Source organism: Acinetobacter sp. 24-47-66 (genome assembly GCF_056779755.1).
Genome location: NZ_JBWYIL010000002.1, coordinates 1 through 24,261 on the forward strand (window position 1 = coordinate 1; position 24,261 = coordinate 24,261).

Genomic DNA, 24,261 nt, shown 5'->3' on the forward strand with positions numbered 1-24,261 from the left:
TGGCTTGGCGTTCTTGATCCTTGTGGGTTGCTTGGTTGGTGTTTGTCTTGTGTTTTGGCGTCCATTGGCTGCGTTGTAGCAGTTGTTGGACCTGTTGGTCTAAGTCTTTGGGTAGGTTGTTTTGGTTGTAGTAGCGTTTGCCAACAATGAGGAATTCTTGGTCAGCTCCGCTGTGTTGTTCAATTTCTGGATGGCCATCGAGCCTGAACCAGTAGCCGACTTGGCTGTCTCTGACGCTGGCTTTGGCGATGAATTGTTTGCTTTGTCCGGCGTAGTAGTCGCTGAGGTGTTGGTTGAGTTTTTCGACTTGGCCGTTACCTGAGGCAGTGGCTTGGTCTTCGCCTTTGAGATCTTGGATCCATGCAGGGCTGATGTGCCATGCTTGTTCGAGGCCTAGGCTGGCATTGTCTTGGGGGTCACTGTGTTGGTGTTTGCTTTGGACTGAGCCTGCGCCTTCTTCTTGTTCGAGGGCTGTGGCTTGCCAGCGTTGTAGGTGGACTGCGGTGGGTTGTAGGCTGCGTTGTCCGATAAAACTGGTGATGCTATCAAATTGTTCTGTCGCATCACTACGGTGGTAGCGGATGTTGCGTCGGTTAAGCGCTTGGTATTGGCTGTTGTCGTCAATCAGGCGGAGCTTTTGTGCTTCGATCGGGCTGTTGTTGCTCGGTACAATCGGTTGCGCTTCATCAATGAGCCAGTTAATGCCTTCACTGCGTAGTAAGCGAGTCAGAAAGTCGTAGTCGCTTTCGTTGCTTTGCATGATGAAGGGTCGGATGTCGTATTGTTGTTGCAATCCACTGTGGTCTAGGCTGAGGCTCGAGGCAAAGAGTGGGCTTTTGTTTTGCCATTCTTCAAAGAGAATTTCCACCACTTCGACCACGGATTTGTTCATAAATACGCGGCTGTTGCGGCGTTTGTGCCACAGGTTTGTTGCATCGTTGAGCGTGAGTTTGTAGAGGGTCAGTGCCCCATCGCTTTGTCCTTGTGAGGCTTCGGTGATGATGCCGGTAGTTCTAAACAGGGTGCCTTGATCGGTGACTTGATCGACGGCCACTTGTGTGCCGATGAATTGTTTGAGTGGAATTAAGGCATTGGTGGAGAGACAGATGAGTTCTGCTTGCACGCCTTCGTTAAGGACATGGCTGCCATCGATGCGTTGGAGGAAGACTTGGCTATTCAGTTGTGAATGACTGAATTGGATGTGGAGGGCTCTGTTTTGGGCGGTTAGGCCGAGCTGTTCCAATGCCGAAAAGATGTTGGCAAGCATGGTTATTATCTGTCTTTTATAATTTAATAAGGCTAAAGAATTTCTTAATATTTAAACAAAAAACAGACACGATAAACAGGTCCTGTTACACAAAACACCCATTTATTGTGAAATAAAATTACAAATAAAATATAGATTTGATTTAACAAATAATATAAAGCAAGTGAATGATTACAAAAAAAGAGGCTGAAGTGTTAGCATCTTCAACCTCTGTAAACTACAAAACTAAGAACTTCTTATTTAAAGAATACGATTGAACTACTGTCCAGAACGAATGATGTAATCAAACGCTGACAGTGATGCTTTCGCGCCTTCACCAGTGGCAATGATGATTTGCTTATAAGGTACTGTTGTACAGTCACCCGCAGCAAATACACCTTTTACATTGGTTTCGTTGCGATCATTAATCACAATCTCACCACGGTTAGTTAATTCAACTTGGGTTTCTTTTAAGAAATCCGTGTTTGGTAACAAACCGATTTGTACGAAGATCCCCGCCAATTCGACAGTGTGTTCTTCATCCGTCGCACGGTCTTTGTATTTCAGTGCAGTGACTTGTTTGCCATCACCAACGACTTCTGTAGACAACGCATTTTTGATGACAGTCGTGTTAGGTAAGCTGTTCAATTTATCTTGAAGGACTTGGTCAGCACGCAGTTTGGTATCAAACTCAACCAAAGTGACATGCTCAACAATACCTGCAAGGTCAATCGCAGCTTCAACACCAGAGTTACCACCACCGATCACAGCCACACGTTTGCCTTTGAACAATGGACCATCACAGTGTGGGCAGTACGCAACACCACGGGTTTTGTATTCTTGCTCACCTGGTACATTCATTTCTCTCCAACGTGCACCTGTAGACAGGATGACCGTTTTCGATTCAAGTTTTGCACCATTCTCTAAAGTCACTTCAACTAAACCGTTGGCAGTTTCATCTGCACCTTTAATGTCAGACACACGTTGTAGGTTCATGATGTCGACACCGTATTCACGAACATGTGCTTCCATTTCAGCTGCAAACTTAGGACCTTGCGTCTTTTGCACTGATGTAAAGTTTTCAATGTCCATGGTGTCCATGACCTGACCACCCATGCGCTCAGCAACGATTCCTGTACGGATACCTTTACGAGCGGCATAGATTGCAGATGTGTTACCTGCAGGACCACCACCGATCACAAGCACATCAAATGCATCTTTGGCATTGAGCTTTTCAGCATCTTTCGCAGCAGAATTAGTATCAAGCTTCGCAACAATCTCTTCCAATGTCATACGACCTTGACCAATATGTTCGTTGTCTTGGAACACCATTGGTACAGCCATGATTTTGCGTTCCTCTACTTCGTCTTGGAAGAATGCACCATCAATCATGGTTGCTGTTGTGCCAGGGTTGTAGATTGCGATCAAGTTAAGTGCTTGAACCACATCTGGGCAGTTATGACAGCTTAAAGATACGAATACATCAAAGTCAGATTTGATTTCTAAAGCTTTAATGGATGCTAATACTTCATCAGATACTTTTGGTGCATAACCAGAAGTTTGTAGCAATGCCAAAATCAAAGAAGTGAACTCATGACCCATTGGTAAACCTGCGAAGAAGACACGCGGTTCTTCACCCGCTTTAGCAATACCAAAGCTCGGCACACGTTTATTTTGTCCATCAAAACGAGCTGTGACGAATGGAGAAAGTGCAGCCACTTCTTCCACAAGTTCTTTGATTTTTGCAGATTTGTCTGAATCATTTAAAGTCGCAACCAATTCGATTGGACCTTCAAGGCGTTCTAAAAGCGTTTTTAATTGAGCTGAAGTATTTTGATCTAACATTGCTAACGTCTCCAAAGGAGTAATATTTGTTTGATAAAGCTATATTAGAAGAAATACAAAAATAGGTAAAACAGTTAGTTTACATAAAGACTATCGAAAAATTGAATTAAAAAATCATCCATTTAAAAATGAATGATTCTTTTATGATGATCGTAACAGTACAAACTTTAACTATATCTCCAAACGTTGAGTGATCGTTTGAATTCTGCTTTTAAAACTACGAGCTAATCCAAAGAAAATAAACATTGCCAATAACATGATAGCTGAGAGCAGCATGAACATCATCTTGACGACTTCTGAGATTTGTCGTGCCTGATTTGCCCGAGGATCTATCGCTTTTGCCCAAGGAGTAATAGATTGACCATACACTTGTTGCTGCATTGACCATAACTGCTCTGCATTAAAGCCATATTCGACAAACTGTTTTTCATTTCTTTCAGCTTGCGCAAGTCGAGCTAAATATGCAGTTGCTAGCTTGGTATCTTCAGGTTTGTGAATCAAAGCCACTTGCGCAAGGACGTAGGCTTGAATAATTGGATTGACCTGTTGTTCACTCATGATGACAGCAATCTGACTTTCATGAATCGATTTATCATAATGACTTAATTGATATTGTTGTTCTAAAGACTCATCATTCAAGTCATATTGAACATAGGTCAAACTTGACCAAATTAAGATGACAGCAATTAACCAACCTACAAACTTAAGCACAAATGATTGAAAGCGCACATAGAAAAAACTTATTTTTTTTAAAAAATGAACAATAAAAAAAGCACCAATGACTGAGCTAAATACTTTTAGAATTAACCAGCCTAACCAAGATATTAAATTAAAAAAATAGTCAGGCTGATGTTGGTACACGTTTAAGACTTCATCTAAACTATGTGGCAAATGAAGCTGCTGAACAGTTTCACTCATTCCCATAAAACCATAAATCATGTCCTGATGAATAAAAAGCGACACGACTGAAATGATGAATACACTGGTACTCAAAAATCCCCATAAATTAAGTATGCGATTTCGTTTGTACAATTCAGGCAATCTTTTCTGAATCTCAGTCTGCGCCACAAGATATTCATTGGTTTTATTCAAATTTAAACCTCAAGAAATTAGTGTTTTGGCTGATTTTGACTCGAATCCAAAACAAGTTGTTGAAGATTTCCTTGCAAAGCCTTAATACGGATTGATGCCTCTTCACGTTTTTGCATCCCTTCTTTCTGAATACTAATAACATCATTCACTGTTTTAATGAGGGTATTTTGAACATGTTCAAGTGTTTCAATGTCAATCACTGAACGTTGATTTGCTCGAGCAGTATCGACTGAATTCTGGTGTAATAAATCTGCATTCCGTTTAAGTAACTCATTCGTCGCATCATCAATAGTATTAGCCAATTGGACGCTATTTTTTTGCTCCTGTAATGAAATCGCTAAACTAATTTGATTTTTCCAAGCAGGAAGCGTGATATTTTTTATCGCATAAAACTTATCCACCAACATTGAATTATTTGATTGAATAATTCGAATCATCGGTAATGTCTGCATCGCAGATTGTTGCAATACCTGTAAATCACTCACTCTTTTTTCCAAATTGTTTGCTAAGTGATTTAAGTCGTAGATTTTTTGATTGGTTTGCGCATCTTGTTCTAGCGTACTCAATTCAGCTATTTGCTCTTGAACTTCTTGTTGTTTAATTTTCCCTGCAGCAATATAAACCCCTAATTGTTTATATTCATCCTGCACACCATCAAACATACGATCCAATGTATTTACACGGTCTTTTAAACCTTGTTGAGAGGTTTCAATTTCTTTAACTAAAGCATCTATTTGTTCTTTAGTGGAATTGAACTTTTGATCAAAGCTCTGCTTCGCACCTTTAAATCGATTTAAGATACTGCCCAAGAAGCCTGAACTTTTAGCAGGGCTTAAAATACTGTTTGTATTGAGCTGTTGAGCCACTGTAACAACTTCATTTAACTTTTGACCTGTTGCATCCAAATCTTTATTTTTGACTAAATCCAGCAGTTCATCCGTATAAGTCGCTGTTTTAGTCGCGATATTTTTCCCATATTCAGCAACCGTTGCATGATTCATATCAGCTAGTTCTTGGTGAACTGATTCGACTGCTGCAAGGTCTGAGGTCATCAACCCAATTTCTTTTAAATCTAACTTGGAAAACTTTTCCTCCATAGAGATTAAGCTTAAGGATTCATTTTTCTTTTGAATTGGAAAATCAGACATAACACACCTTATTCTTTAATTAGTGATTTTTTTAAAGATCGAATCAGTTGTTCGCGACTTTGATCTAACTTTTCAATATCGACTGCGCCATTTTTAATTTGAGTTTGCTCAAGATGATATTGCCAAGCTGGGATTAATACTTGCTGCGCTTCACGAAAACGATCCGTCAGAGTTAATGAAAGTTGTTGAGTCAATTGCATTTGCATAAGAGAAATATCATTGTTTGCTTGTACCGACTCTAATGTTTGTATTTTTTTAGCCAATCGCTCCTCAAAGTTATCGAGTGGATGGCGATGATGAAAAAAATCTGTGTATTCTGTTAAAAATTGTCTTGCTGCTTGAATGTAGCGCGCCATTTGCTCTCTTAAACCAACTGCTTGCTGAAATCGAGAACTAGACTTTTGGATTTCAATGTGAATACGTTGGGACAGCTGATCAGCATCTAGAATGAGTCTATCTAAATCACGAATATAAGAAATTTGACCCGCACCGAACTCCAAATCCAGACCTAACCACTTTTGGAGAGCGTTAAATTTTTTTTGTTTTAATTTCTTTTTGGATTGATTCAATTTTTGAATAATATCTGAAATTGTTTCGCTTAATTTTTTATTTAAAGTGGGGTCTATACCTACCAATAGAGCATTTTGTGCCTGCACAATATGTTCAGCATATAAATTAAGTTTAGACGAATCAGTCAATAAAGGAACAAGATCATGCCTCTTAATTGAGAGCAAATCCGAAGGATTAACTTCAATTTGATTTAAGGGTATAAGCTCATTAAAAGATGACATTGGTGTAATTTAAGAAAGTGATCAGCAATCTTCAAATGTAGCAATAAACTGTTCAAAATATACTAATTTTTTGCAAAATATTACACAAAATCAAACACAAAAAAAGCCAGCAAATGCTGGCTTTTTTATTAATGAGGTTTAGATTTTCTCATTCTAAGCCAACTTAAACCAATGAGTCCTAAAAGCCCAAACCCACCTAGGCTCCCCCCTCCACTCGTACGAGAACTTCCAGGCCCTGTTTCCGCATTTAGAACAGCTAATGTTCCCTCACCTGATGAAGCGCCGTCTGCGTCCAATACTGAGTACTTAAGATCATAGGAAAAGACATCCAAATTATTGTTCAACTGAACTCGAATGTTTCCACCATAGCACTTTTTAAAACGGTCATTAGCACATGGCTCTACCCGATCCGCGATAATTGAAACGGGATTCGGTACTCTTGCAAAATAAATTGATACCTCATCCCCATTAGCATTATGGTAAAACTCCTTTTTATTTGGAGGATTGATTGCATTTCTGTTGCCATCACCAGCATCACTCGCTTCAGCCAGTAAATTTACACTGATTTGAGTCGATTTTTTTGGATTGATTGTATATTCCACACGTTCAGGAACAGTTGGCACGATATTGATAAAATTACCAATTAAATATGCACTTGATGTTTTTTTACTGTCGCTTTTTGAAGTAAGCGTATATGTACAGAATTCAGAGTCTCCACTCGGTGTTATGCGGCCATCTGTTCTATACATGACTATCTGCTTAAGCTGCGGTTTCCACTCACATTTCAACCGATCATCAAACTTACCTAAGAACGTTTTATCGATATCTAATTTCCCAACTCCCACAACTTCAACTTTGATATCATAATTATCAACATTAAGATGCTCAATTTTTCGCACCTTACCATCAGGAGAAACAAATTCATCTGGTAAATTCAATTTAAATGGATCGAACAAAATTGGACGATATTGATTAAGATTATTTAACTCATTCAAAAATGCTTTTTGATCGGTGAGCTCCTTATTATAATAATCAATCACTTCTTCTTTGGTTTCAGGATCGGCAATAGCATCTTCGAATGCTTTAATTCTATTCTCAGTTGATTTCTTTATTTGAACCAGTGATTCATTTGCTTTACTTAAATTGGAAACAGTCAACTTTAAGGTTTCTATCGCACCAATATCGCAAGTATTGGGAGTCGCATCTAAACTGTTGAGCGAGTCCAATCCAATCCGATTAATACCTCGTTGATCAAGCAGCGAACAACCATCAGTACCAAAATCAACTAAATCTTTACCGCTAGAATTAATCTTCGGAAAAAAGACAGGATGAAAGTTAGTATTCTCATCATTAACCGGTAACGATGTTGAAAACAGATCATTGATACTCAATTGACTAACATCAAGACTATTTTTTTGTGCATTTTCTGACGCTTTTGCTGGTAGATCACAGTCTATAGATGAATTACTCAGTGGAATAGCATTTGCCAATAATTCAATACCTGCTGACTCAACTTGGCTCACATCACCGTGACTATATATACAGGCTTTAGCCTGATTAAAACCTATCACATTATGATTTAAGGCTTTTGCACCTGTATTTCCATACCAAAGCACAGATCGCGCGGTATTGGCGATAATCGTATTACTATCGAGCTTCAAAATAGAATTGGGACTCAAATTTATTTGACCCCCATCTGTTAAACGATCACTAAATTGAAAAATTTGACCTTGTGTATTATTTAATACATTGGAAGAGATTGTATTTGCTTGCAATTGTGCTGTAGGTTCACCACAAAATGAGAATAAACTGTTTGAAGCTGTATTTCCATTTTCGGTAATAGACATACGGGATAAATCAATCTTACGACGTGTGAACACAAGATTATCCAAGCAAGACATTGCTATAACAGCGCCTTGCTGAGCTGTATTACCACTCACCCACCCGACCGAATAACTTAAAGAGCTATCACTGTCATTCAAAAATATCGCTCCACCTCTTAACGCTGAAGACTTTGTGATATTTACATTGTATAAATCAGTCTCACCCCCCAATAGCAAAGCGCCACCATTGGTAGATGATTTACCATTTGTCAGCTCTATATTTTTTAAACTCAAACTCGGTCGATTTAGATTGGTCGTATTGAAAATGCGATGTGTATTTTGACCATTAATTATAGTTTGAATTTTAGTTTGCGCAGGATAACTATTTGAAATAACATTCGGTTTGGAATAATCGACAGGCTCTTTACCCCTAATAATCACTGAAGAAGATGGCTGAAGCTCTGCATTCAAGCTATAAGTACCAGCTTCAAGCTGAATAATGTCAGTTTGTACTCGATCCGTATTACCTTTAGCACAACCTCCATAAGCTCGATTAGTCGAAGCAGCCTTCAACGCTTCTCTGAGTGAACACTTTGCATCATTAGTACCGTCTTCATCATCGAAGGTAGTGACATAAATTATTGTATCTTCAGCAGCCATCAAGGACATTGCAGACAGGACTGCTAAGGTCAAAAAAGCTTTTCTACTTTTCAACATACGATTCCCTTATTATTTTTTTCTACGTATCGCGATTAAAGTCATCAGACCTAATACGGAGATTAGACCTAGCCCCCCACCAGAAGTTTTTACTTTATCGCTTGTATAAGTATCTCTGGGGTCTTGTTTAATGACGGTTGGAATTTCGATATAAGGATTCATTGACTCATTCAATTGACGTGTAGATACAACGACCAAAACTTTAAAATCATCAGTTCCGTGCCAATTCCCTTGAGGTGTATAAGTAAACTCTCCATTTTGGAGTAGTTCAGCTTTACCTTTACTAGGAGAGTTATTTTGTTGGATGATCATACAGCCCGCTTGCCATTCTTCTTTTTTGGGATGAGGTCCGACTAAGGCATCACATTGACTAGCGGGTATTAGCTCACCATCTCCTAGAAAATCATTAATATTTAACTTAACAATTTCTCCGTAAAAGATATCCTTGCCAAATCTGCCTGAAGACGTACTTGACTGAATCAGTTCGATTGCGCCTCGATCACACAAAATACGATCCTTACGTGCGTTGCCACGCTGATCAACTGTTTCACATGATGTACCATTTGAATCTGGTCCACGATTAATGATCGGAGAATCTGTCAATTGTCGATAACTAGGCAACACTCTTGGGCGGAAATATCCTAAAGCATAGCCAGAATAGACTTTGAACGGACATAAAATGCCAGATGAATTAACATCACATTCACCTTCTACATCAGTCCCAGCTAATAATGTGCGCTCGCCCAGTTTTTCTGAAGCTGTGCCCTCACAACCAAAACCATATAAATTATTGTTTAAATTTGATTGATCGATTGCAGTCTCTACACGACAGTCTCTATTGCCATTTTTTGCAATTATATTGTTAGTAAGCAATGCCTTCTTAAACGGCGCATTAAAAATCAATCCAAAATCATTAAAGACCAGCGTATTGTTATTAAGTGCAATACCATCCTTCACATTGATAATATAGCCCTTATTATTAAAAATTGTTGAATTGATCACTTTGGCATAATTGAGATTGGTCACCTTAGTTTCATCCTCACTCAACACTTTATGGCTATAAATTGCGAAACCTTCTGAATCTGTTGTTTTATTACCTTTAATAACAGAAGCACTAATGTCAAAATCAGGAAATTCACTATACAATACAGCACCTTGTTGTGCTTGATTGTTTTCCAGTAACGAATTAACTAGATTCACTCGCGCGGAACGAATTTTGCTAGTTTCGGATTCAATAAATGATTCAACATTATAAATCGCACCACCAAAATTTGCTTTGCCATTGATAAGATGGCTTTTATCAAATTTTAGCCGTTCATAATTGAGAATTAATCCACCTTTGTCTTTGCATACAGATGCAGTACAACCTTGCAAGGTAATTTCGTAAAATTCCACACCAATTGCAGCATCTCTAATTTCATCATCAGCTTTAGGACGAATTCGCTCAATATGGAAAATTCTATCAGTACCCTTCATTGTTATGACGGCATTTTTTGTACCAGGAATATCGTCGACAATGGTAGTTTCATACTGCGTTCTAAAAACCATCGGTTTAGAGATGCGAACTTGCTCGTTTAGGAGATATTCTTTCGTAGATAAGATAATATTATCTGTGGCATCTTTACCACCACAGCCATTGAGACCTGCTTCAGGTTTACCCTGATTAATATATTCAATTGCTTCACGCAACGAACATTCATCATCATTTTTGGTGATATCTTCAGTGGTCGTAACCACAATATCTGCACTGAATACATGCCCTGTTGCACACAACAATACAAGACCTAAGCCCCGTCTGAGCATTACCATCTCCTTAATTTTTCTTTATTTTTTTAAGTAGCGAACTTTAATTATGTAGCGCTATTTATCCATTTTGACTAATCTGTCACAAATTTTTAGAATTCTCAATTATTTTTAAGTAAAAAATTGCCGAGTTCAGATAAAATCTACATTTTGAGTTTTGAATAACATTTAAAAAGCATTTAAGCACTATACTGATCGATGAGCGCGTAGATTTGCTTAAGGGTTGCGTTGGATAGCTTAACTTTTTCACCCTGTAGTAACTTTGATAATTGATCAACCGTTTGTAATAAGGTACTGGTCTGTATCGGGCCATTGGTCAGCAGATAATCAATAATTAAAGGATCAAAATGCACACCTTTACGATCTAACACAGAATGTAATAAGGCATAGCGGTCAGCGTAGGATTGACCTGTTGGCACTTTAACACTCACCGCTTGAGTTAATCTCGACTGAAGATCTGGTAATTCAAGTTTCAATTCAATTGGCGCAGATCTAGATGAAAAGACTAGTTGTCCTCCACCATCATTATTATTATTTATTAAATGAAATACCGCCTTTTGCCAATGCGGTACACCACTAATCGCTTCAATATCGTCTAGAGCGACCAAATCATAACGATCCAATGAAGTAATCGCCTCAATTGGAGCATCGAGCAATTCTAGCAATGAAACTTTAATTGCAGATTTCCCAACATCTAGATATGAGTCACATATCGCAGTTAATAAGTGACTCTTACCTGTGCCCGCACCGCCATAAAGGTAAAATCGATTCATTAATCCAGCATGAAGTTGGCGAACTGCATCAATGACGGGTCCCCAACCTGGGCCGGAAAAATCACTGATCCGTGCATCAAGTTGAGGTTCTATATCAAGTTGCAGTTGCCGCATAAATGCTTGGTCACCTTAAGGTTCTTTATTTTGTTTCTGCACATCGATTTTTTCAGATGTTGCAATATCTTGTTGATTATTGATTGATTGTGGTTTGAGATCAAGCTCAATATCAACCTGATCGGTTTGGATTGTAATTTCACCACCACCATGATCAGCTACGGCAACAGCTGGCGTACCATAAATTGTACTCCTTTCATAAGTGTCACGTGCATGTCGGAGCAGTACCACGATTACAGCTGCAACAGGTAATGCAATCAACATACCCAAGAAACCAGCCAATTGTGCACCAGCCAATACAGCGAATACGACCGCTACTGGAGAAAGACCAATTTTATCTCCCAATAAGAATGGCTGAAGCACATAACCTTCAACAGCTTGCCCTACCATGAACACCACTGCAACTAAAAGGAGTTGAGTCCAATCCATACCAAATTGAAAGAAAGTTGCGATCACGGCAGCAATAATTCCGACTGCAAATCCTAAATATGGGATGATACTTGCCAAGCCTGCAATCATGCCAATAATCAAACCAACTTCCAGACCAATCAGTTGTAAACCAACAGCATAAACAATCCCCAAAAGGATCATCACGAGGAATTGTCCTTTTACAAATGCACCTAGTACGCTATGGCATTCACCTACGATTTCAAGCGTTGAAGCTTCATAAGGACGCGGAATGAGTCGACGCAAACTATTGAGCATTCGATCCCAATCTAAGAGGAAATAAAATGCAATAATTGGAATCAGTACAATTGTCCCACCAATCTGAATAAAATTCAGACCAGATTGTGCCAATTTGAGTGCCATCGCTTGGATACTGTCAGCACTATAATTGGTTTGAACATACTCCATAACAGCTGCTGAAATCTGATCTACATCTAATTCTAGTGGCACTATATTGAAAGTATCTGATAACCACGGTAAGAAGCTAAAATTTACCCAATGAACTACTTTCGGGATACTGGATTTAGCATACATCAGCTGTTCCCAAATTAATGGAACCAAATACCACATTGCCCATGTGATCACGACACCAATACCAATAAATACCAAACTGATAGACAACCAACGAGGTAAACCTATCTTATGCAATCGATCAACCAATGGACTGAAAAGATAAGCTATTAAAAATGCACCAATAAATGGGATTACGACCGGTTTTAATAAGTATAAAATCCAGAGAAATAAAGCTATCCCTGCAAGGATAAAAACACGGCGTAGGGTACGATCTACCATAGAAACTCGCCTTTTTTTAAGATTATTCGTTATGTAAAGGAAAATATTTTAGTAAAGATAACATTTTAGTGCATAAATAACATAAGAGTTTCGTATATTCAGGTTATAATCCCCGCGCGAATGCGGAGACTTCAATATGAGCAACTCAACTTCTACCCCAAACACTGGTTTAAGCTACAAAGATGCAGGTGTCGACATTGAGGCGGGCGACGCGTTAGTCGATCGTATCAAATCTGTCGCTAAACGCACGACTCGTCCTGAAGTAATGGGCGGTCTTGGTGGCTTCGGTGCACTTTGTAAAATTCCTAAAGGTTATGAAGAACCTGTTCTCGTATCTGGCACAGACGGTGTTGGTACAAAATTACGTTTAGCATTGAATTTAAACCGTCATGACACAATTGGTCAGGATTTGGTTGCAATGTGTGTGAACGATTTACTTGTCTGTGGTGCTGAACCACTCTTCTTCCTTGATTACTACGCAACTGGTCACCTCAATGTTGATGTCGCAGCAAATGTAGTGACAGGTATCGGTCAAGGTTGTGAGCTTGCTGGATGTGCATTGGTCGGTGGTGAAACTGCTGAAATGCCAGGCATGTATGAAGGTGAAGATTACGATTTAGCTGGTTTCTGTGTAGGTGTTGTAGAACAAAGTAAAATTATTGATGGCTCTAAAGTTAAAGCTGGTGATGTATTAGTTGGTGTTGCTTCAAGCGGCGCACACTCTAATGGCTACTCTCTTCTTCGTAAAATTTTAGATGTAAAAAATGTTGATTTAACTCAAATTGTTGATGGTCGTCCACTTGCTGATGTCGCAATGGAGCCAACTCGTATCTACGTTAAACCAATTCTAGAGCTTCTCAAACAGGTTGATGTTCACGCGATGGCACACATCACAGGTGGCGGTTTACCAGGTAACTTACCTCGCGTATTACCAAATGGTGCTCAAGCTGTAGTAAACGAATCTTCTTGGGAATGGCCTGAGCTGTTCAAACTTCTTCAACGTGAAGGTGGTGTAGAACAATTTGAAATGTACCGTACATTCAACTGTGGCGTAGGTATGGTTCTAGTTGTTGATGCTGCTGAAGCTGATAAAACAGTTGAAATCTTAAATCAACTCGGCGAAAAAGCATGGACAATGGGCCACATTGTTGACAATGCTGAATCTGTCGAAGGTGCAGACGAAAAAATTCGTGTGATCTTCGCTTAATCAGTTTATTGTTAAAACATGATTAAAATTGCTGTTTTAGTATCAGGTAACGGATCAAACCTACAAGCATTAATTGATGCAAACCTTTCAGGTCAAATTGTCGGTGTGATCTCGAATAAACCTGATGCTTACGCACTTGAGCGTGCTACTCATGCCAACATTGCAACTGCAGTGATTGAACACAAAAACTTCCCAGACCGTGAAACGTTTGATGATGTTATGCATCAGCAACTGCTCGACTGGGAAGCGGATCTTGTAGTTTTAGCGGGCTTTATGCGTATTTTAAGTGCTAAGTTCGTTAAAGCATGGGAGGGTAAAATGATCAATATCCACCCTTCTCTACTGCCAAATTACAAAGGAATGCATACACATCAACGTGTATTAAATACTGGTGATTTATGGCATGGATGTACAGTACATTATGTCACTGCAGAACTAGATGCAGGTCAAGCACTTGCTCAAGGCGTACTCAAAGTGTCGCACCATGATAATGTTGCATCTTTAGCTGATCGTGTACATCAACTTGAACATTTAATTTATCCTCAAGTTGTAGAATGGATTTGTAATCAAACCATTCAAGTCACATCCGAAGGCGTGCACTATAAAAATCAAATTTTGAAAGATCCAATACAGTTCTGTCATATTTGATTTAAAAAACGCAGCTTAGGCTGCGTTTTTTAGTGGCGTCAAAATAGTTTTTAAATGCGCAGCCAATTGCTCAGGATGTTCAAGTGGGAACATGTGTCCACCTTCAAAAATACTAAAAGGCACACCAAACTTTTTCCTCACTTTATGAGGGAATTTACGTGCTAAGAATGGACCTTCAGAAGCAACAATTAATTGACTTGGAACTTTGAGCTTAGGTTGAGGCAGCCACCATAATGAAGGATTGGTTCTAAAAATATCCACTTCAATAGATTTTGGAATCGCCAATTCAACGCCGCCACGCGTTGGATCTTCAACTAATGCAAATTGAATATAGTCATTAAAACATTGCTCATCAAATGCTGTATATAATGCTTTGGGTCGAAGTAATGTTGCAGCTTGCTCTCGACTATCCCAATGATCACGTCGACGTTTAGACAATGCCGCTGGCGACATTTGATCCACTGCTTTTAACTTCAAAGACTTTGCAATATGCATAGCAAATGATTCTAGCCCCATAATAAGAGGTGGATCGAGAAGAATAGTTTGACTAAAAAGTTCTGGGCATTTCAACGCAGCTTTGAACGTCAAAACTCCTCCTAAGGAGTGCCCGATACCAATCACTTTACGACCATGGGATTTCTGAACAATATTATCAATCACTTGCTGTGTCATACTTTCCCAGTGTTGATCTACAGGATAACGTTGATCAACACCAAGATTGGTCGTATAAATCACATCGAATTGATCAGACAAAGCATCAAAAAATTTTTGATAAACTTTCGATGGAACCCCGTTGGCATGAGCAAAATGGATCAATGGTTTCATTGGATTCGATTCACCTGCTCAGATTGAATCTGCTTGGAAATTGAAGAAGCAAAACCTTGACCAATTTCACTTCCAAGTCGTCCAAGCACAGAATCAAAGGGGCTACGTTGAATAGTATAATCTACCGTTTTTTCGACTTTTAATTCGCGTTTCAGTGTGTGAATACTGCCAATCCGATCTGCAATACCGAGCTTCACAGCCTGCTCACCAGTCCAAAACAAACCTGAAAATATAGCAGGGTCTTGCGATTTCAATTTATTGCCACGACCTTTTTTGACTGCATCAATAAAATGTTGATGAACATTATCCAATACACCTTGTACGTGTGCACGTTGTGCAGGATCAACTGGTTGTGTCATCGACAATAATGCTTTGTTCTCACCTGAAGTCATGGTGCGATCTTCAACGCCAAGTTTTTGCATCAAACCACTCACTCCATAGTTTGGCATAATGACACCAATTGAGCCGACTAAACTTGATGGATTAACAATAATTTCATCCGCAGCAGACGCAATGTAATATGCACCTGAAGCACCTGTGTCACCAATTAATGCATAAAGTTTTTTATCTTTATAAACCGACTTTAAATATTGGATCTCTTGCCAAATTTCATCAGACTGAACTGGAGATCCACCCGGAGAGTTAATATTTAAAACAACAGCTTGCGATTGCTTGCTTTCAAATGCTTTTTTCAAACCTTTGATCGTATCTGCACTATTCACACTTTGCTGGTCTGCAGCAATCGTTCCTACAATATCGACTGTAGCAATATGCTGTGATGACACCGCACTATCAGTGGAAGTCGTTGAACAACTTTTCCCCATGACCAAAACTATAAATAACAGATATGCGAAAGTAAGAAATTTAAAAAAGATTCCCCAACGTCTTGCACGTCTCTGTTCTTCTACAGATGCGAGAACAGCTTTTTCTAAAATTTGCCATTCTTTTCCGTTCGGTTGGTTATTTGGTTTTTGATTTTCATTTTGTGGTTCAGGCGGCCAAGCGGACATACATACCATCCAAATTAAATTTAAGCTGACATTATATACAAGGAATGAGGTCAAACTATTTATAAGTCAAGATTTAACATATAATAAACCCAAATCACAATATTCTATGAACTTACCAAATTTTGAATCTAATGCCTGAAACCAAAACATCGACCACAATCCGCCTGTTAAATTTCTTCAGTCGCCGTCCGATTCGTTTTTCTCGTTTTTTTGCAAAAATGCTTGCAGGGCTGATTAATACGCTAAAAATTACAAAAACTACGAACACCATCCGCCTCAATATCGACATTTGCTTACCACATCTTTCTGATGAAGAAAAACATTTAGTGACTCGTGCAGCGGTAAGAAACGAACTTCAATCTTATATGGAGTTTTTTAGTATTTGGGGAAGCTCAAACGAAACCAATATTTCACGAATACGCAATGTCACTGGTGCTGAATATTTTCATGAAGCAATGGCTGAAAAGAAAGGTATTATTTTACTCGCACCACATTTTGGTACATGGGAAGTCATGAATGCGTGGTTCGCACAATATACCAAGATGACCATCATGTATAAACCCATCAAGAATGAAGAAGCAGATCAATTTGTGCGCCAGGCTCGTAGTCGAGAACAAGCAACTTTAGTCCCTACAGATGAGAGTGGTATAAGACAAATTTTTAAAGCCCTTAAATTAGGGGGGACAACTGTGATTCTTCCAGATCACAATCCTAAACACGGTGGTGAAATGATCGATTATTTCGGCATACCACTCGAGTCCAGTAATTTAAGTGCCAAACTCATCCAAAAAACTAAAGCCAAAGGCCTATTGGTCTATGCAATTCGCAATGAAACTGAAGATTTTAATGTATTTATTGAACCAATGGATGCTTCGATTTATGAAGGCACGCCCGCTGATGGAACGTTAGTAATTCACCGTGCAATAGAAAGTCTGATTCATCGTTATCCTGAACATGCTCATTGGAGCTACAAACGTTTCCGTGCAAATCCTGATCTACATAACATTTATCGTATCCCTGCAGAACAAGCCAGAGCAAAAATAGAGCAAGTCAGAAAATCAAGTTAATCTATGGGGATATTCCGAGTTAACCACGCTTTTTGATCTCGATGATATCGAAATTGTACATCTCTGTTTTTATCGAAGGTCATTCGAATGCTGCCCTTCGATTGGGTATCGAGTAGCGGAATATTAAGCGCTTTTAAACGCTCTTTGACAACAGGATGTGGATGATTATAGCGGTTATCAAAACCAGCCGATGCAATGGCAATTTTAGGTTTGGTATTTTTTAAAAAGTCGTAAGATGAACTATGTCGACTGCCATGGTGTCCTAAGATTAAAATATCTACTTTAAGTTCAGGATACTGCTTTAAAATACGATACTCTGTCTCCCACCCTGCATCCCCCATAATCAGAATATGCTTAAAATCGTTAGCATAGGGTAATGTCAGATACATTATGCACGAAAGCTCATTACGATTTTGACTGACAAAATTTAATTGTGATTCAGCTGGTGAAAGAAATTGTATATTTATCTTACCCAATTGTACCTGTTGATGCTGTCGACAATAATCAAATTCAACATACTGAAACCTATCATCTTTTTCATTTGAGATAACTTGATCAATTTGTATATGTTTTCCGATAGTGCGGTATGCTCCAGCATGATCTTGATCAAGATGACTGATAAAAACTTGATCTAATTTTGATATGCCACGTTGAATTAAGAAAGGGACAACTACACTTTCTCCAATACTAAATGTATTCTCATCAAAGCTCCCGCCTGTATCAACTAAAGCATTTTTCCCTGATGACTGTAAGAGTATGGATTGCCCCTGACCTATGTCTAAAATTTCAATGATATCGTATCCATCATCACGTTTAGGCATCAGCAATGCCACACCTAATACTGGTATCCATAATCGAGGGATTACATTCTTTGGCATAAAGAACATCAATACTGCCAAAGCGAGCAAAAACATTTGTGCTTTCGTTAACGCCACCCATTTCAATGGATTGTCTAATATTAATCCCAACTTAGTCAGCAGCACCAAAAGAACCGATATCAACATATCAGCCAGATGAAATAAAAATAGACCAACAAAAGGAATAAAGCTGAGACAATAGCCCAGTACTTCTAATGGCACGATCAAGGTCCCAATCATTGGAACAGCAACTAAATTAGCAAATGGCGCAAGTAAAGAAATCTGTTGAAATATCAGTAAAGTGAATGGTAACAGTGCAATAAATATTTTCCATTGAGATTGCAAAAGTATTTTAAGATACATTTTTGCTTTATCTAGAAAATGATATTTGTTGATTAAAGCAGTGTTTTGCTGTTCATGAACGATCGTTTGGTATACACGAATCAAAATCAAACATGCGCCGTACGAAAGCCAAAATGCAGCAGATAAAATACTAAAAGGGTCTAAATAGAGCATTAAGCTCGCACTGATAAGTAATACCACAAAAGGCTTAATCTTAAATTTAAATAAAATAGCGATACTAATTAGACAAACTGACAATGTAGTTCTTAGTGCAGGAATTTCGAGCCCTGAAAAAAAACTATAAATAATTACCCCACATACGAAAGGGATTAAAAGTAAATATGTTTTGGGAACTTTTAGAAAAATATGAGGACGAAAAATTGATACAAGATACCCCATGAACCACGATAATAAACCAGCAAAAATTAGAACATGTGGACCTGAAATAGCCAATAAATGCGTAATGCCTAGTTTTTTAAATAATTCTTCTTGTTGCTCCGTCAGTAGACTCTTATCACCTGTGAGTAACGCGACTAGCAAACCCTTATTCCTGAATACTCCCTGTTCGATATCATCCCTAAAAGCTAAACGTGCTTTTTCAATGCTCAGGCTCAATCGTGCGATAAGGCTCCGATGCACATCGGTTGAAGATAAATAACCTTCAGAATATAACACCGCTTCACTTACAGGTACGATCCAATCTACACGCATTGTTCCAGCTATATTTTGCTGCAACAACCATTTCTCATGATCAAATACCCCATCTACTGCATAACTATGTGCGGGTCTTAATTTTCCCGTAACTTTATAATAGCGCCCTAGTTCTAATGTCGTATCAAGTTTTGACTCTCGCAAATATAATAATAGCGTTTGAGATTGTCCTTGCTTCTTGTCGATCACTTGCGCACGCTGCTGTATTGATCGACCTTCCTGATCCATTTTCAGCTGATTAATTTTATTGATATAGACAACTATTTCTTTTTCTTCAATATATTGAACACGTTTCTCTAAACGATCGTGTAAGGCTGTTTTTGCATGTTGATGCCCCAAAACAAATGTGATCAGACAAATTCCCGTTAGCACAAGCATTCTTGATGATGACTGGACAATACTTGAGGTGTGAGGATAAATGAATCGATCAGGTTGCCTCATTAATCGTACAAAGTAATCCATGATCAAAATGATACTTGCCATACCCAGCAAGAGAGTTGAATATTCAACTTCACCCTGAAAGCTGATCGTAGCAACACCAATGATCCAAAAGATGAGAATAAATATTAAAAACATCTAACTTTTATGTTTATTTTTCTTAAATAGATTAAAGCCCACCTAAGTGGGCTTTAACAAGACTGTTAATCGGATTTTTAGGCTATACCCACAATCCATCTTGCATATGCAAAATCTTATCAGCAGTTTGTGCGAGCTGTTCATCATGGGTCACGATGAGCATTGCCATATTAAATTCTTTACGCAGATCGGAAAGCAATTCAAAAATTGTGACGGCAGTTTTACGATCTAAATTTCCAGTAGGCTCATCTGCCATCATCAATTTAGGTTGAGCCACTAAAGCCCGTGCAAGCGCAACGCGTTGTCGCTCACCGCCAGATAACTCACCTGGTTTATGCGTTAAACGATGTGATAAACCCACTTTATTCAACAAATATTCTGCACGTTCTTTTACTTCTTTAAAATTTGCATCTTTACGTAACATCAGCGGCATTGATACATTTTCTAAAGCCGTAAACTCAGGAAGTAAATGGTGAAATTGATACACAAATCCGAGGTGTTCATTACGTAGGAAACCGCGTTCAGCTTCACCTAAAGTGTCAAAACGCTGCCCATTAAGCATCACTACACCTTCGGACGGACGATCAAGCCCCCCTAATACATGTAACAGCGTACTCTTACCCGAACCACTTGATCCAACAATTGAAACAAATTGTCCTTGCTCAACAACTAAATCCAATCCCTTAATCACTTCAACAGTTGATTTACCATCTGTAAAATGTTTATGAATATTTTTGGCTTCTAAGACAATATTACTCATAGCGTAAAGCCTCTGCTGGTTGAACTTTGGCAGCACGCAGCGCTGGATAAATTGTTGCAAGGAAACTTAGCGCTAGTGATAAGCTAACAATCACCACCACATCTTGCCAACGTAGATACGATGGTAAATAGTTAATGAAATATGCATCGAACAAATTTAGTCCAAAAGCAGTGTTCAACCAGCCAATAAATCCACTAATGCTCGTTGCAAAGATGATACCTAGTGCTGCTCCTGCCAGTGTTCCTACAACACCAATCACCGTACCCTGTACCATAAAAATCTTAGTGATCGTTGCTGGTGAAGCACCTAAGGTTCTTAAAATAGCAATGTCAGATTTTTTATCAGTAACCACCATCACCAATGAAGATACAATATTAAATGCTGCAACCAAGACAATGAGGAAAAGTAAAAGGCTAACCATTGCTTTTTCCATCTGAATGGCACTAAAGAGATTGCCGTGCGTATAAGTCCAATTTGATGGATAGAAATTGCCTCGTAAATCCATAACAACTTCTTCAGCGACTTGTGGTGCTTTGAAGATATCATCTAGCTTCATACGGATACCTTGTGCACCATCCGGCAGTCTCAACAATGTCGAAGCATCATTTAGCGCGATGTAACCCATCATCGAGTCCACTTCCGCACCAATACTAAAAATACCGACAATTTTAAAACGTTTAAATCTTGGAACAACGCCAGCGGGTGATGGTGTCGCTTCAGGTAATACCAATGTTACATTGTCATTGAGACTTAAACCTAAAGCATCCGTCATCTGCTTGCCCAAAACAATCCCGAACTCACCTTTCTTTAATGAGTTGATGTCGCCTTGAACCATATGATTTTGAATAATAGATACATTTTTTTCATAGTCAGGCTCAATACCCGTGACCATTATCCCTGCAACCTGTCCTTGGGCTGTTAACATCCCCTGCAACTGTGTAAAAGGTGCAACACCCGTCACATGTTCATGTTGGTCTATTTTCTTTGCAAGCTCAGGCCAGTCTGTTAGAATTTGTGTAGAGGAAACAGTCGCTTGAGGTACCATTCCCAAGACACGGTTTTTTAATTCACGATCGAAACCGTTCATTACAGATAACACAGTAATGAGAACAGCGACGCCCAAAGTCAGACCGATCATGGAAACTAAAGCAATAAAAGAAATAAAGTGATTACTTCGCCGTGCGCGAGTGTATCTCAACCCTATATACAGCGAGATCGGTTTAAACATACCATCTAGTCCGAGGTGTTTTAATGGAAAATCTTCAGCATCAAAGTGGCAATATTGAAAGACGCGTCATGTCACGTATTGATGCTGCCTTAAGAATAAATTATCAGATCATCACGAAAGATGTCGCTTTGAATGATCCCTATGATTCAAATTTTGTACTACCGCGCTATTTTCTCTTACTTGCAGAATTAGATCAATTTGATCATGCGCTTATGTACGAATTAGAACAATTAAATCAAAAAGATCAACAAATTGCTCGGATATTATCCTTATTTAACCAAAAATTAAACCTGATTACGGGCTCACTTTACGACTCTATTGTACAAACCATGTTACCAGTACCTACTCAAGTCAATTTGTCTGAAACGGGTTTTAGTTTTTATGCTGAGCAACATATCCCTGAACAAACCTATATACATATCACATTGAGTCACCCTGAAAATGATTTTCATATCGCTGCAACTGCACAGGTTGTCTACAGCAATCAAGAAGAAAATGGGCTGTTTAGAACTGGTGCATATTTTCTAACGTTACATCCCCAAGACAAAGTAAAGTTAACAGAAGCCTTGAAGCATTTAAAAAACTCACAGAATCACTGAGCATTAAACTTAAGGTTTTAATACTTTTTGTTTAAATTTCCGATTCGCTTCTATATCCCGATAAAAATACATAAATAATCCCAGAAGTAGAATCATTGCTCCCAGTATCATGCCAAGCGTTAATTTCTCATGATTAAATGCAGCACCTATACCAAGTGCTAGAACTGGAGTCATTACATTTGTAAGGGACAATGTGGTGGGTTGTATTTTTTTGACCAAGTAAAAATAGCAAAACATAGCGACTAATGAAGCCATAACGACAGAATATATGATCGCAAGTAACGACTTCATTGAAGGTAATTCAGTAGGTAAGTATTTCCATATAAATGGCACAATTAAACATGCAACGATAGTAGAAACAAGTATTGAACCAGTCGCCTGAGCCATTGGTGCTACATCAGCATTTATTTTTTTTACCCAAAAAATTGACATTGCGTATGAAAAAACGCTGAGCAACATTAAACCAATTCCAATGGGATGGATATGTTGTGCTGATCCAGTAAAACTGATCACTACGAGCCCAGTAATCGCGACGATCATTCCTAACCATTGCAGCTTATGCAAATCTTGTTGAAAGATAAATTTTCCAATAAGCCCTGCCATAATTGGTGCTAATCCAAACATCAATGCAATCATGCCAGAACTTAGGTAATCAGTAGCCACATAAGTAAAAAATTGCGAACCAATCAAGCTAAATGACCCAGCAAAATAACTATGCAATGCAATTGAATTTAAAGGAAATTTTACCTTTAAAACAATGAGAAGTAATGCTGCGATAGGCAGTGCCAAGCCTAATCGAATCACCAATGCCCACATTAAGTAAATATCTTCTACACTCCATACAATCGCAAGTGGAGTTGTTGCCCAAATGATGACCAATAAGGCATAAATGAGCATAAGTTTAGATTTTTCTGGCATGTGAACTCGATTGATAAGATAAATCAGGCAGTTTTTCTTTTTTGTTTTTGAATCGTTTGATCCAAAGCACTTGAAAATTCACGCTTATCTCTTTCTGAAATTGGCGGTGGTCCACCGGTTTGAACGCCAGCCCCTCTCAAAGTTTCCATGAAATCACGCAAATGTAATCGTGCCTTAATATTAGCTTCTGTCCAAATTTCACCACGTGGATGAATTGCAACGCCACCCTTTTCGATGACTTGAGCTGCTAGAGGAATATCCTGCGTCATGACAATATCATGCTCTTTCATACGTTCGATAATTTCTTTATCAGCTTGATCTGCTCCACTCATCACCTGTATTGAATTAATACGAACAGAAGGAGTTATTCCTACATTTTGATTGGCGACAAAAGTTACTTCAAGTTGATAACGATCAGAAGCTCTTAAAATGACTTCACGCAAAATTTTAGGTAATGCATCAGCATCGACCCAGAGTTTAAATGGCAACACGCCTCTTTCCTTCGTTGTCTTACCACGTCATCTTATCAAATTTTACAGATGGCTGGTTTGATATGATGAATATAAAGCGGATCGTTTTTTTATAGTGAGGACCTTCTCTCCATGTTATTTAAATACATGAAAAATCTTATTGTTGTCAGTTTAATCAAAATTAAAACTAATTGATTGTTTTTGCTTAATGTATGAACGATTAAAACTTTTTTTGATACGAAGCTTTTGACAATTGAAATGTCTATCCTTAATATACAAGCACCTCGCAACGTCCCTATCGTCTAGAGGCCTAGGACATCGCCCTTTCACGGCGGTAACCGGGGTTCGAATCCCCGTAGGGACGCCATTATGGTTTCATACGATCACTCAATATTCAAAATTACTATTATTTCATTGAAGAATTGTAGTTTTTCACTACAATAACTCGCTTC

20 protein-coding genes and 1 tRNA gene are annotated in these 24,261 nt (G+C 38.6%); 5 read left to right on the forward strand and 16 right to left on the reverse strand.

Features of this window, described 5'->3' with window-relative positions; genetic code table 11:
- The 9 genes from AC1M84_RS02325 to cxpE form a co-directional block, all read right to left on the reverse strand.
- The coding region (locus tag AC1M84_RS02325; protein ID WP_481594349.1) for a phage late control D family protein at nucleotides 1-1,267 on the reverse strand (1,267 nt) is incomplete at its 3' end.
- 258 nt (nucleotides 1,268-1,525) lie between these two features.
- Nucleotides 1,526-3,091 carry an alkyl hydroperoxide reductase subunit F gene (ahpF, locus tag AC1M84_RS02330; protein WP_481594350.1) on the reverse strand — a complete coding sequence of 522 codons (1,566 nt, stop codon included), beginning with the start codon at nucleotides 3,089-3,091 and terminating at the stop codon, nucleotides 1,526-1,528.
- 171 nt (nucleotides 3,092-3,262) lie between these two features.
- Complete coding sequence (locus AC1M84_RS02335) at nucleotides 3,263-4,183, reverse strand: hypothetical protein (RefSeq protein WP_481594351.1); 921 nt, start codon at nucleotides 4,181-4,183, stop codon at nucleotides 3,263-3,265.
- 17 nt (nucleotides 4,184-4,200) lie between these two features.
- A complete protein-coding gene (locus AC1M84_RS02340; RefSeq protein WP_481594460.1) occupies nucleotides 4,201-5,280 on the reverse strand; it encodes a toxic anion resistance protein in 1,080 nt (359 codons plus the stop codon).
- A gap of 59 nt (nucleotides 5,281-5,339) precedes the next feature.
- Entirely contained in the window at nucleotides 5,340-6,122 is a 783-nt protein-coding gene (locus AC1M84_RS02345) for a tellurium resistance protein (RefSeq protein WP_481594352.1), read from the reverse strand.
- 128 nt (nucleotides 6,123-6,250) lie between these two features.
- On the reverse strand, nucleotides 6,251-8,662 hold the full coding sequence (locus AC1M84_RS02350) for a CSLREA domain-containing protein (RefSeq protein ID WP_481594353.1): 2,412 nt from the start codon (nucleotides 8,660-8,662) through the stop codon (nucleotides 6,251-6,253).
- 12 nt (nucleotides 8,663-8,674) lie between these two features.
- Entirely contained in the window at nucleotides 8,675-10,465 is a 1,791-nt protein-coding gene (rbtA, locus tag AC1M84_RS02355) for a rhombotarget A (protein WP_481594354.1), read from the reverse strand.
- 179 nt (nucleotides 10,466-10,644) lie between these two features.
- Complete coding sequence (gene hda / locus AC1M84_RS02360; RefSeq protein WP_035266869.1) at nucleotides 10,645-11,352, reverse strand: DnaA regulatory inactivator Hda; 708 nt, start codon at nucleotides 11,350-11,352, stop codon at nucleotides 10,645-10,647.
- 15 nt (nucleotides 11,353-11,367) lie between these two features.
- On the reverse strand, nucleotides 11,368-12,591 hold the full coding sequence (gene cxpE, locus AC1M84_RS02365; protein WP_481588959.1) for a chloramphenicol efflux transporter CxpE: 1,224 nt from the start codon (nucleotides 12,589-12,591) through the stop codon (nucleotides 11,368-11,370).
- Between the two features lie 136 nt (nucleotides 12,592-12,727).
- On the opposite strand from cxpE, the gene purM reads away from it, so the two are divergent.
- Both purM and purN read left to right on the forward strand, forming a co-directional pair.
- Nucleotides 12,728-13,798: a phosphoribosylformylglycinamidine cyclo-ligase gene (purM, locus tag AC1M84_RS02370; RefSeq protein ID WP_035266866.1), complete on the forward strand. Its 1,071-nt coding sequence runs from the start codon at nucleotides 12,728-12,730 to the stop codon at nucleotides 13,796-13,798.
- A gap of 18 nt (nucleotides 13,799-13,816) precedes the next feature.
- Nucleotides 13,817-14,446: a phosphoribosylglycinamide formyltransferase gene (purN, locus tag AC1M84_RS02375; RefSeq protein ID WP_092766790.1), complete on the forward strand. Its 630-nt coding sequence runs from the start codon at nucleotides 13,817-13,819 to the stop codon at nucleotides 14,444-14,446.
- A 15-nt stretch (nucleotides 14,447-14,461) separates the two neighbouring features.
- Here the strand turns inward: purN and AC1M84_RS02380 are convergent, their stop codons facing one another.
- Both AC1M84_RS02380 and sppA read right to left on the reverse strand, forming a co-directional pair.
- Nucleotides 14,462-15,271 carry an alpha/beta fold hydrolase gene (locus tag AC1M84_RS02380; RefSeq protein ID WP_481594355.1) on the reverse strand — a complete coding sequence of 270 codons (810 nt, stop codon included), beginning with the start codon at nucleotides 15,269-15,271 and terminating at the stop codon, nucleotides 14,462-14,464.
- The gene (gene sppA, locus AC1M84_RS02385) at nucleotides 15,268-16,281 is read right to left on the reverse strand and encodes a signal peptide peptidase SppA (protein ID WP_035266860.1); all 1,014 of its coding nucleotides are present in this window, start codon (nucleotides 16,279-16,281) and stop codon (nucleotides 15,268-15,270) included. Before sppA ends, AC1M84_RS02380 begins: the two co-directional genes overlap by 4 nt.
- A 131-nt stretch (nucleotides 16,282-16,412) precedes the next feature.
- On the opposite strand from sppA, the gene AC1M84_RS02390 reads away from it, so the two are divergent.
- Nucleotides 16,413-17,348, forward strand: a complete 936-nt coding sequence (locus AC1M84_RS02390) for a lysophospholipid acyltransferase family protein (RefSeq protein ID WP_481594356.1) — start codon at nucleotides 16,413-16,415, stop codon at nucleotides 17,346-17,348.
- Here AC1M84_RS02390 and AC1M84_RS02395 read toward each other — a convergent pair.
- The 3 genes from AC1M84_RS02395 to AC1M84_RS02405 all read right to left on the reverse strand — a co-directional run bounded on the left by AC1M84_RS02395 (nucleotide 17,345) and on the right by AC1M84_RS02405 (nucleotide 21,822).
- Entirely contained in the window at nucleotides 17,345-19,834 is a 2,490-nt protein-coding gene (locus tag AC1M84_RS02395) for a DNA internalization-related competence protein ComEC/Rec2 (RefSeq protein WP_481594357.1), read from the reverse strand. The genes AC1M84_RS02390 and AC1M84_RS02395 overlap by 4 nt on opposite strands.
- Nucleotides 19,835-19,916: 82 nt before the next feature.
- Nucleotides 19,917-20,594, reverse strand: coding sequence for a lipoprotein-releasing ABC transporter ATP-binding protein LolD (gene lolD, locus AC1M84_RS02400; RefSeq protein ID WP_035266856.1), 678 nt, complete (start codon nucleotides 20,592-20,594; stop codon nucleotides 19,917-19,919).
- Entirely contained in the window at nucleotides 20,587-21,822 is a 1,236-nt protein-coding gene (locus tag AC1M84_RS02405) for a lipoprotein-releasing ABC transporter permease subunit (protein ID WP_481591824.1), read from the reverse strand. The genes lolD and AC1M84_RS02405 overlap by 8 nt, the downstream gene beginning before the upstream one ends.
- Nucleotides 21,823-21,845: 23 nt before the next feature.
- Between AC1M84_RS02405 and AC1M84_RS02410 the strand changes: the two genes are divergently transcribed.
- Nucleotides 21,846-22,421 carry a PilZ domain-containing protein gene (locus AC1M84_RS02410; protein ID WP_092766795.1) on the forward strand — a complete coding sequence of 192 codons (576 nt, stop codon included), beginning with the start codon at nucleotides 21,846-21,848 and terminating at the stop codon, nucleotides 22,419-22,421.
- 9 nt (nucleotides 22,422-22,430) lie between these two features.
- Here the strand turns inward: AC1M84_RS02410 and AC1M84_RS02415 are convergent, their stop codons facing one another.
- Nucleotides 22,431-23,339: a DMT family transporter gene (locus AC1M84_RS02415; protein ID WP_481593046.1), complete on the reverse strand. Its 909-nt coding sequence runs from the start codon at nucleotides 23,337-23,339 to the stop codon at nucleotides 22,431-22,433.
- A 23-nt stretch (nucleotides 23,340-23,362) separates the two neighbouring features.
- Nucleotides 23,363-23,830, reverse strand: a complete 468-nt coding sequence (locus tag AC1M84_RS02420; protein WP_035266848.1) for a YaiI/YqxD family protein — start codon at nucleotides 23,828-23,830, stop codon at nucleotides 23,363-23,365.
- A gap of 270 nt (nucleotides 23,831-24,100) precedes the next feature.
- Between AC1M84_RS02420 and AC1M84_RS02425 the strand changes: the two genes are divergently transcribed.
- Nucleotides 24,101-24,176, forward strand: a tRNA-Glu gene (locus AC1M84_RS02425).
- The last annotated feature ends 85 nt before the right edge of the window (nucleotides 24,177-24,261 follow it).

Coding starts and splice junctions, on each gene's coding strand:
- AC1M84_RS02410 (WP_092766795.1), top strand. CDS start 21,846: ATGGAAAATCTTCAGCATCAAAGTGGCAATATTGAAAGACGCGTCATG.
- AC1M84_RS02395 (WP_481594357.1), bottom strand. CDS start 19,834: ATGTTTTTAATATTTATTCTCATCTTTTGGATCATTGGTGTTGCTACG.
- lolD (WP_035266856.1), bottom strand. CDS start 20,594: ATGAGTAATATTGTCTTAGAAGCCAAAAATATTCATAAACATTTTACA.
- sppA (WP_035266860.1), bottom strand. CDS start 16,281: ATGTCCGCTTGGCCGCCTGAACCACAAAATGAAAATCAAAAACCAAAT.
- AC1M84_RS02340 (WP_481594460.1), bottom strand. CDS start 5,280: ATGGAGGAAAAGTTTTCCAAGTTAGATTTAAAAGAAATTGGGTTGATG.
- AC1M84_RS02345 (WP_481594352.1), bottom strand. CDS start 6,122: ATGTCATCTTTTAATGAGCTTATACCCTTAAATCAAATTGAAGTTAAT.
- purM (WP_035266866.1), top strand. CDS start 12,728: ATGAGCAACTCAACTTCTACCCCAAACACTGGTTTAAGCTACAAAGAT.
- rbtA (WP_481594354.1), bottom strand. CDS start 10,465: ATGCTCAGACGGGGCTTAGGTCTTGTATTGTTGTGTGCAACAGGGCAT.
- AC1M84_RS02390 (WP_481594356.1), top strand. CDS start 16,413: ATGCCTGAAACCAAAACATCGACCACAATCCGCCTGTTAAATTTCTTC.
- ahpF (WP_481594350.1), bottom strand. CDS start 3,091: ATGTTAGATCAAAATACTTCAGCTCAATTAAAAACGCTTTTAGAACGC.
- AC1M84_RS02350 (WP_481594353.1), bottom strand. CDS start 8,662: ATGTTGAAAAGTAGAAAAGCTTTTTTGACCTTAGCAGTCCTGTCTGCA.
- hda (WP_035266869.1), bottom strand. CDS start 11,352: ATGCGGCAACTGCAACTTGATATAGAACCTCAACTTGATGCACGGATC.
- AC1M84_RS02405 (WP_481591824.1), bottom strand. CDS start 21,822: ATGTTTAAACCGATCTCGCTGTATATAGGGTTGAGATACACTCGCGCA.
- AC1M84_RS02380 (WP_481594355.1), bottom strand. CDS start 15,271: ATGAAACCATTGATCCATTTTGCTCATGCCAACGGGGTTCCATCGAAA.
- purN (WP_092766790.1), top strand. CDS start 13,817: ATGATTAAAATTGCTGTTTTAGTATCAGGTAACGGATCAAACCTACAA.
- AC1M84_RS02415 (WP_481593046.1), bottom strand. CDS start 23,339: ATGCCAGAAAAATCTAAACTTATGCTCATTTATGCCTTATTGGTCATC.
- cxpE (WP_481588959.1), bottom strand. CDS start 12,591: ATGGTAGATCGTACCCTACGCCGTGTTTTTATCCTTGCAGGGATAGCT.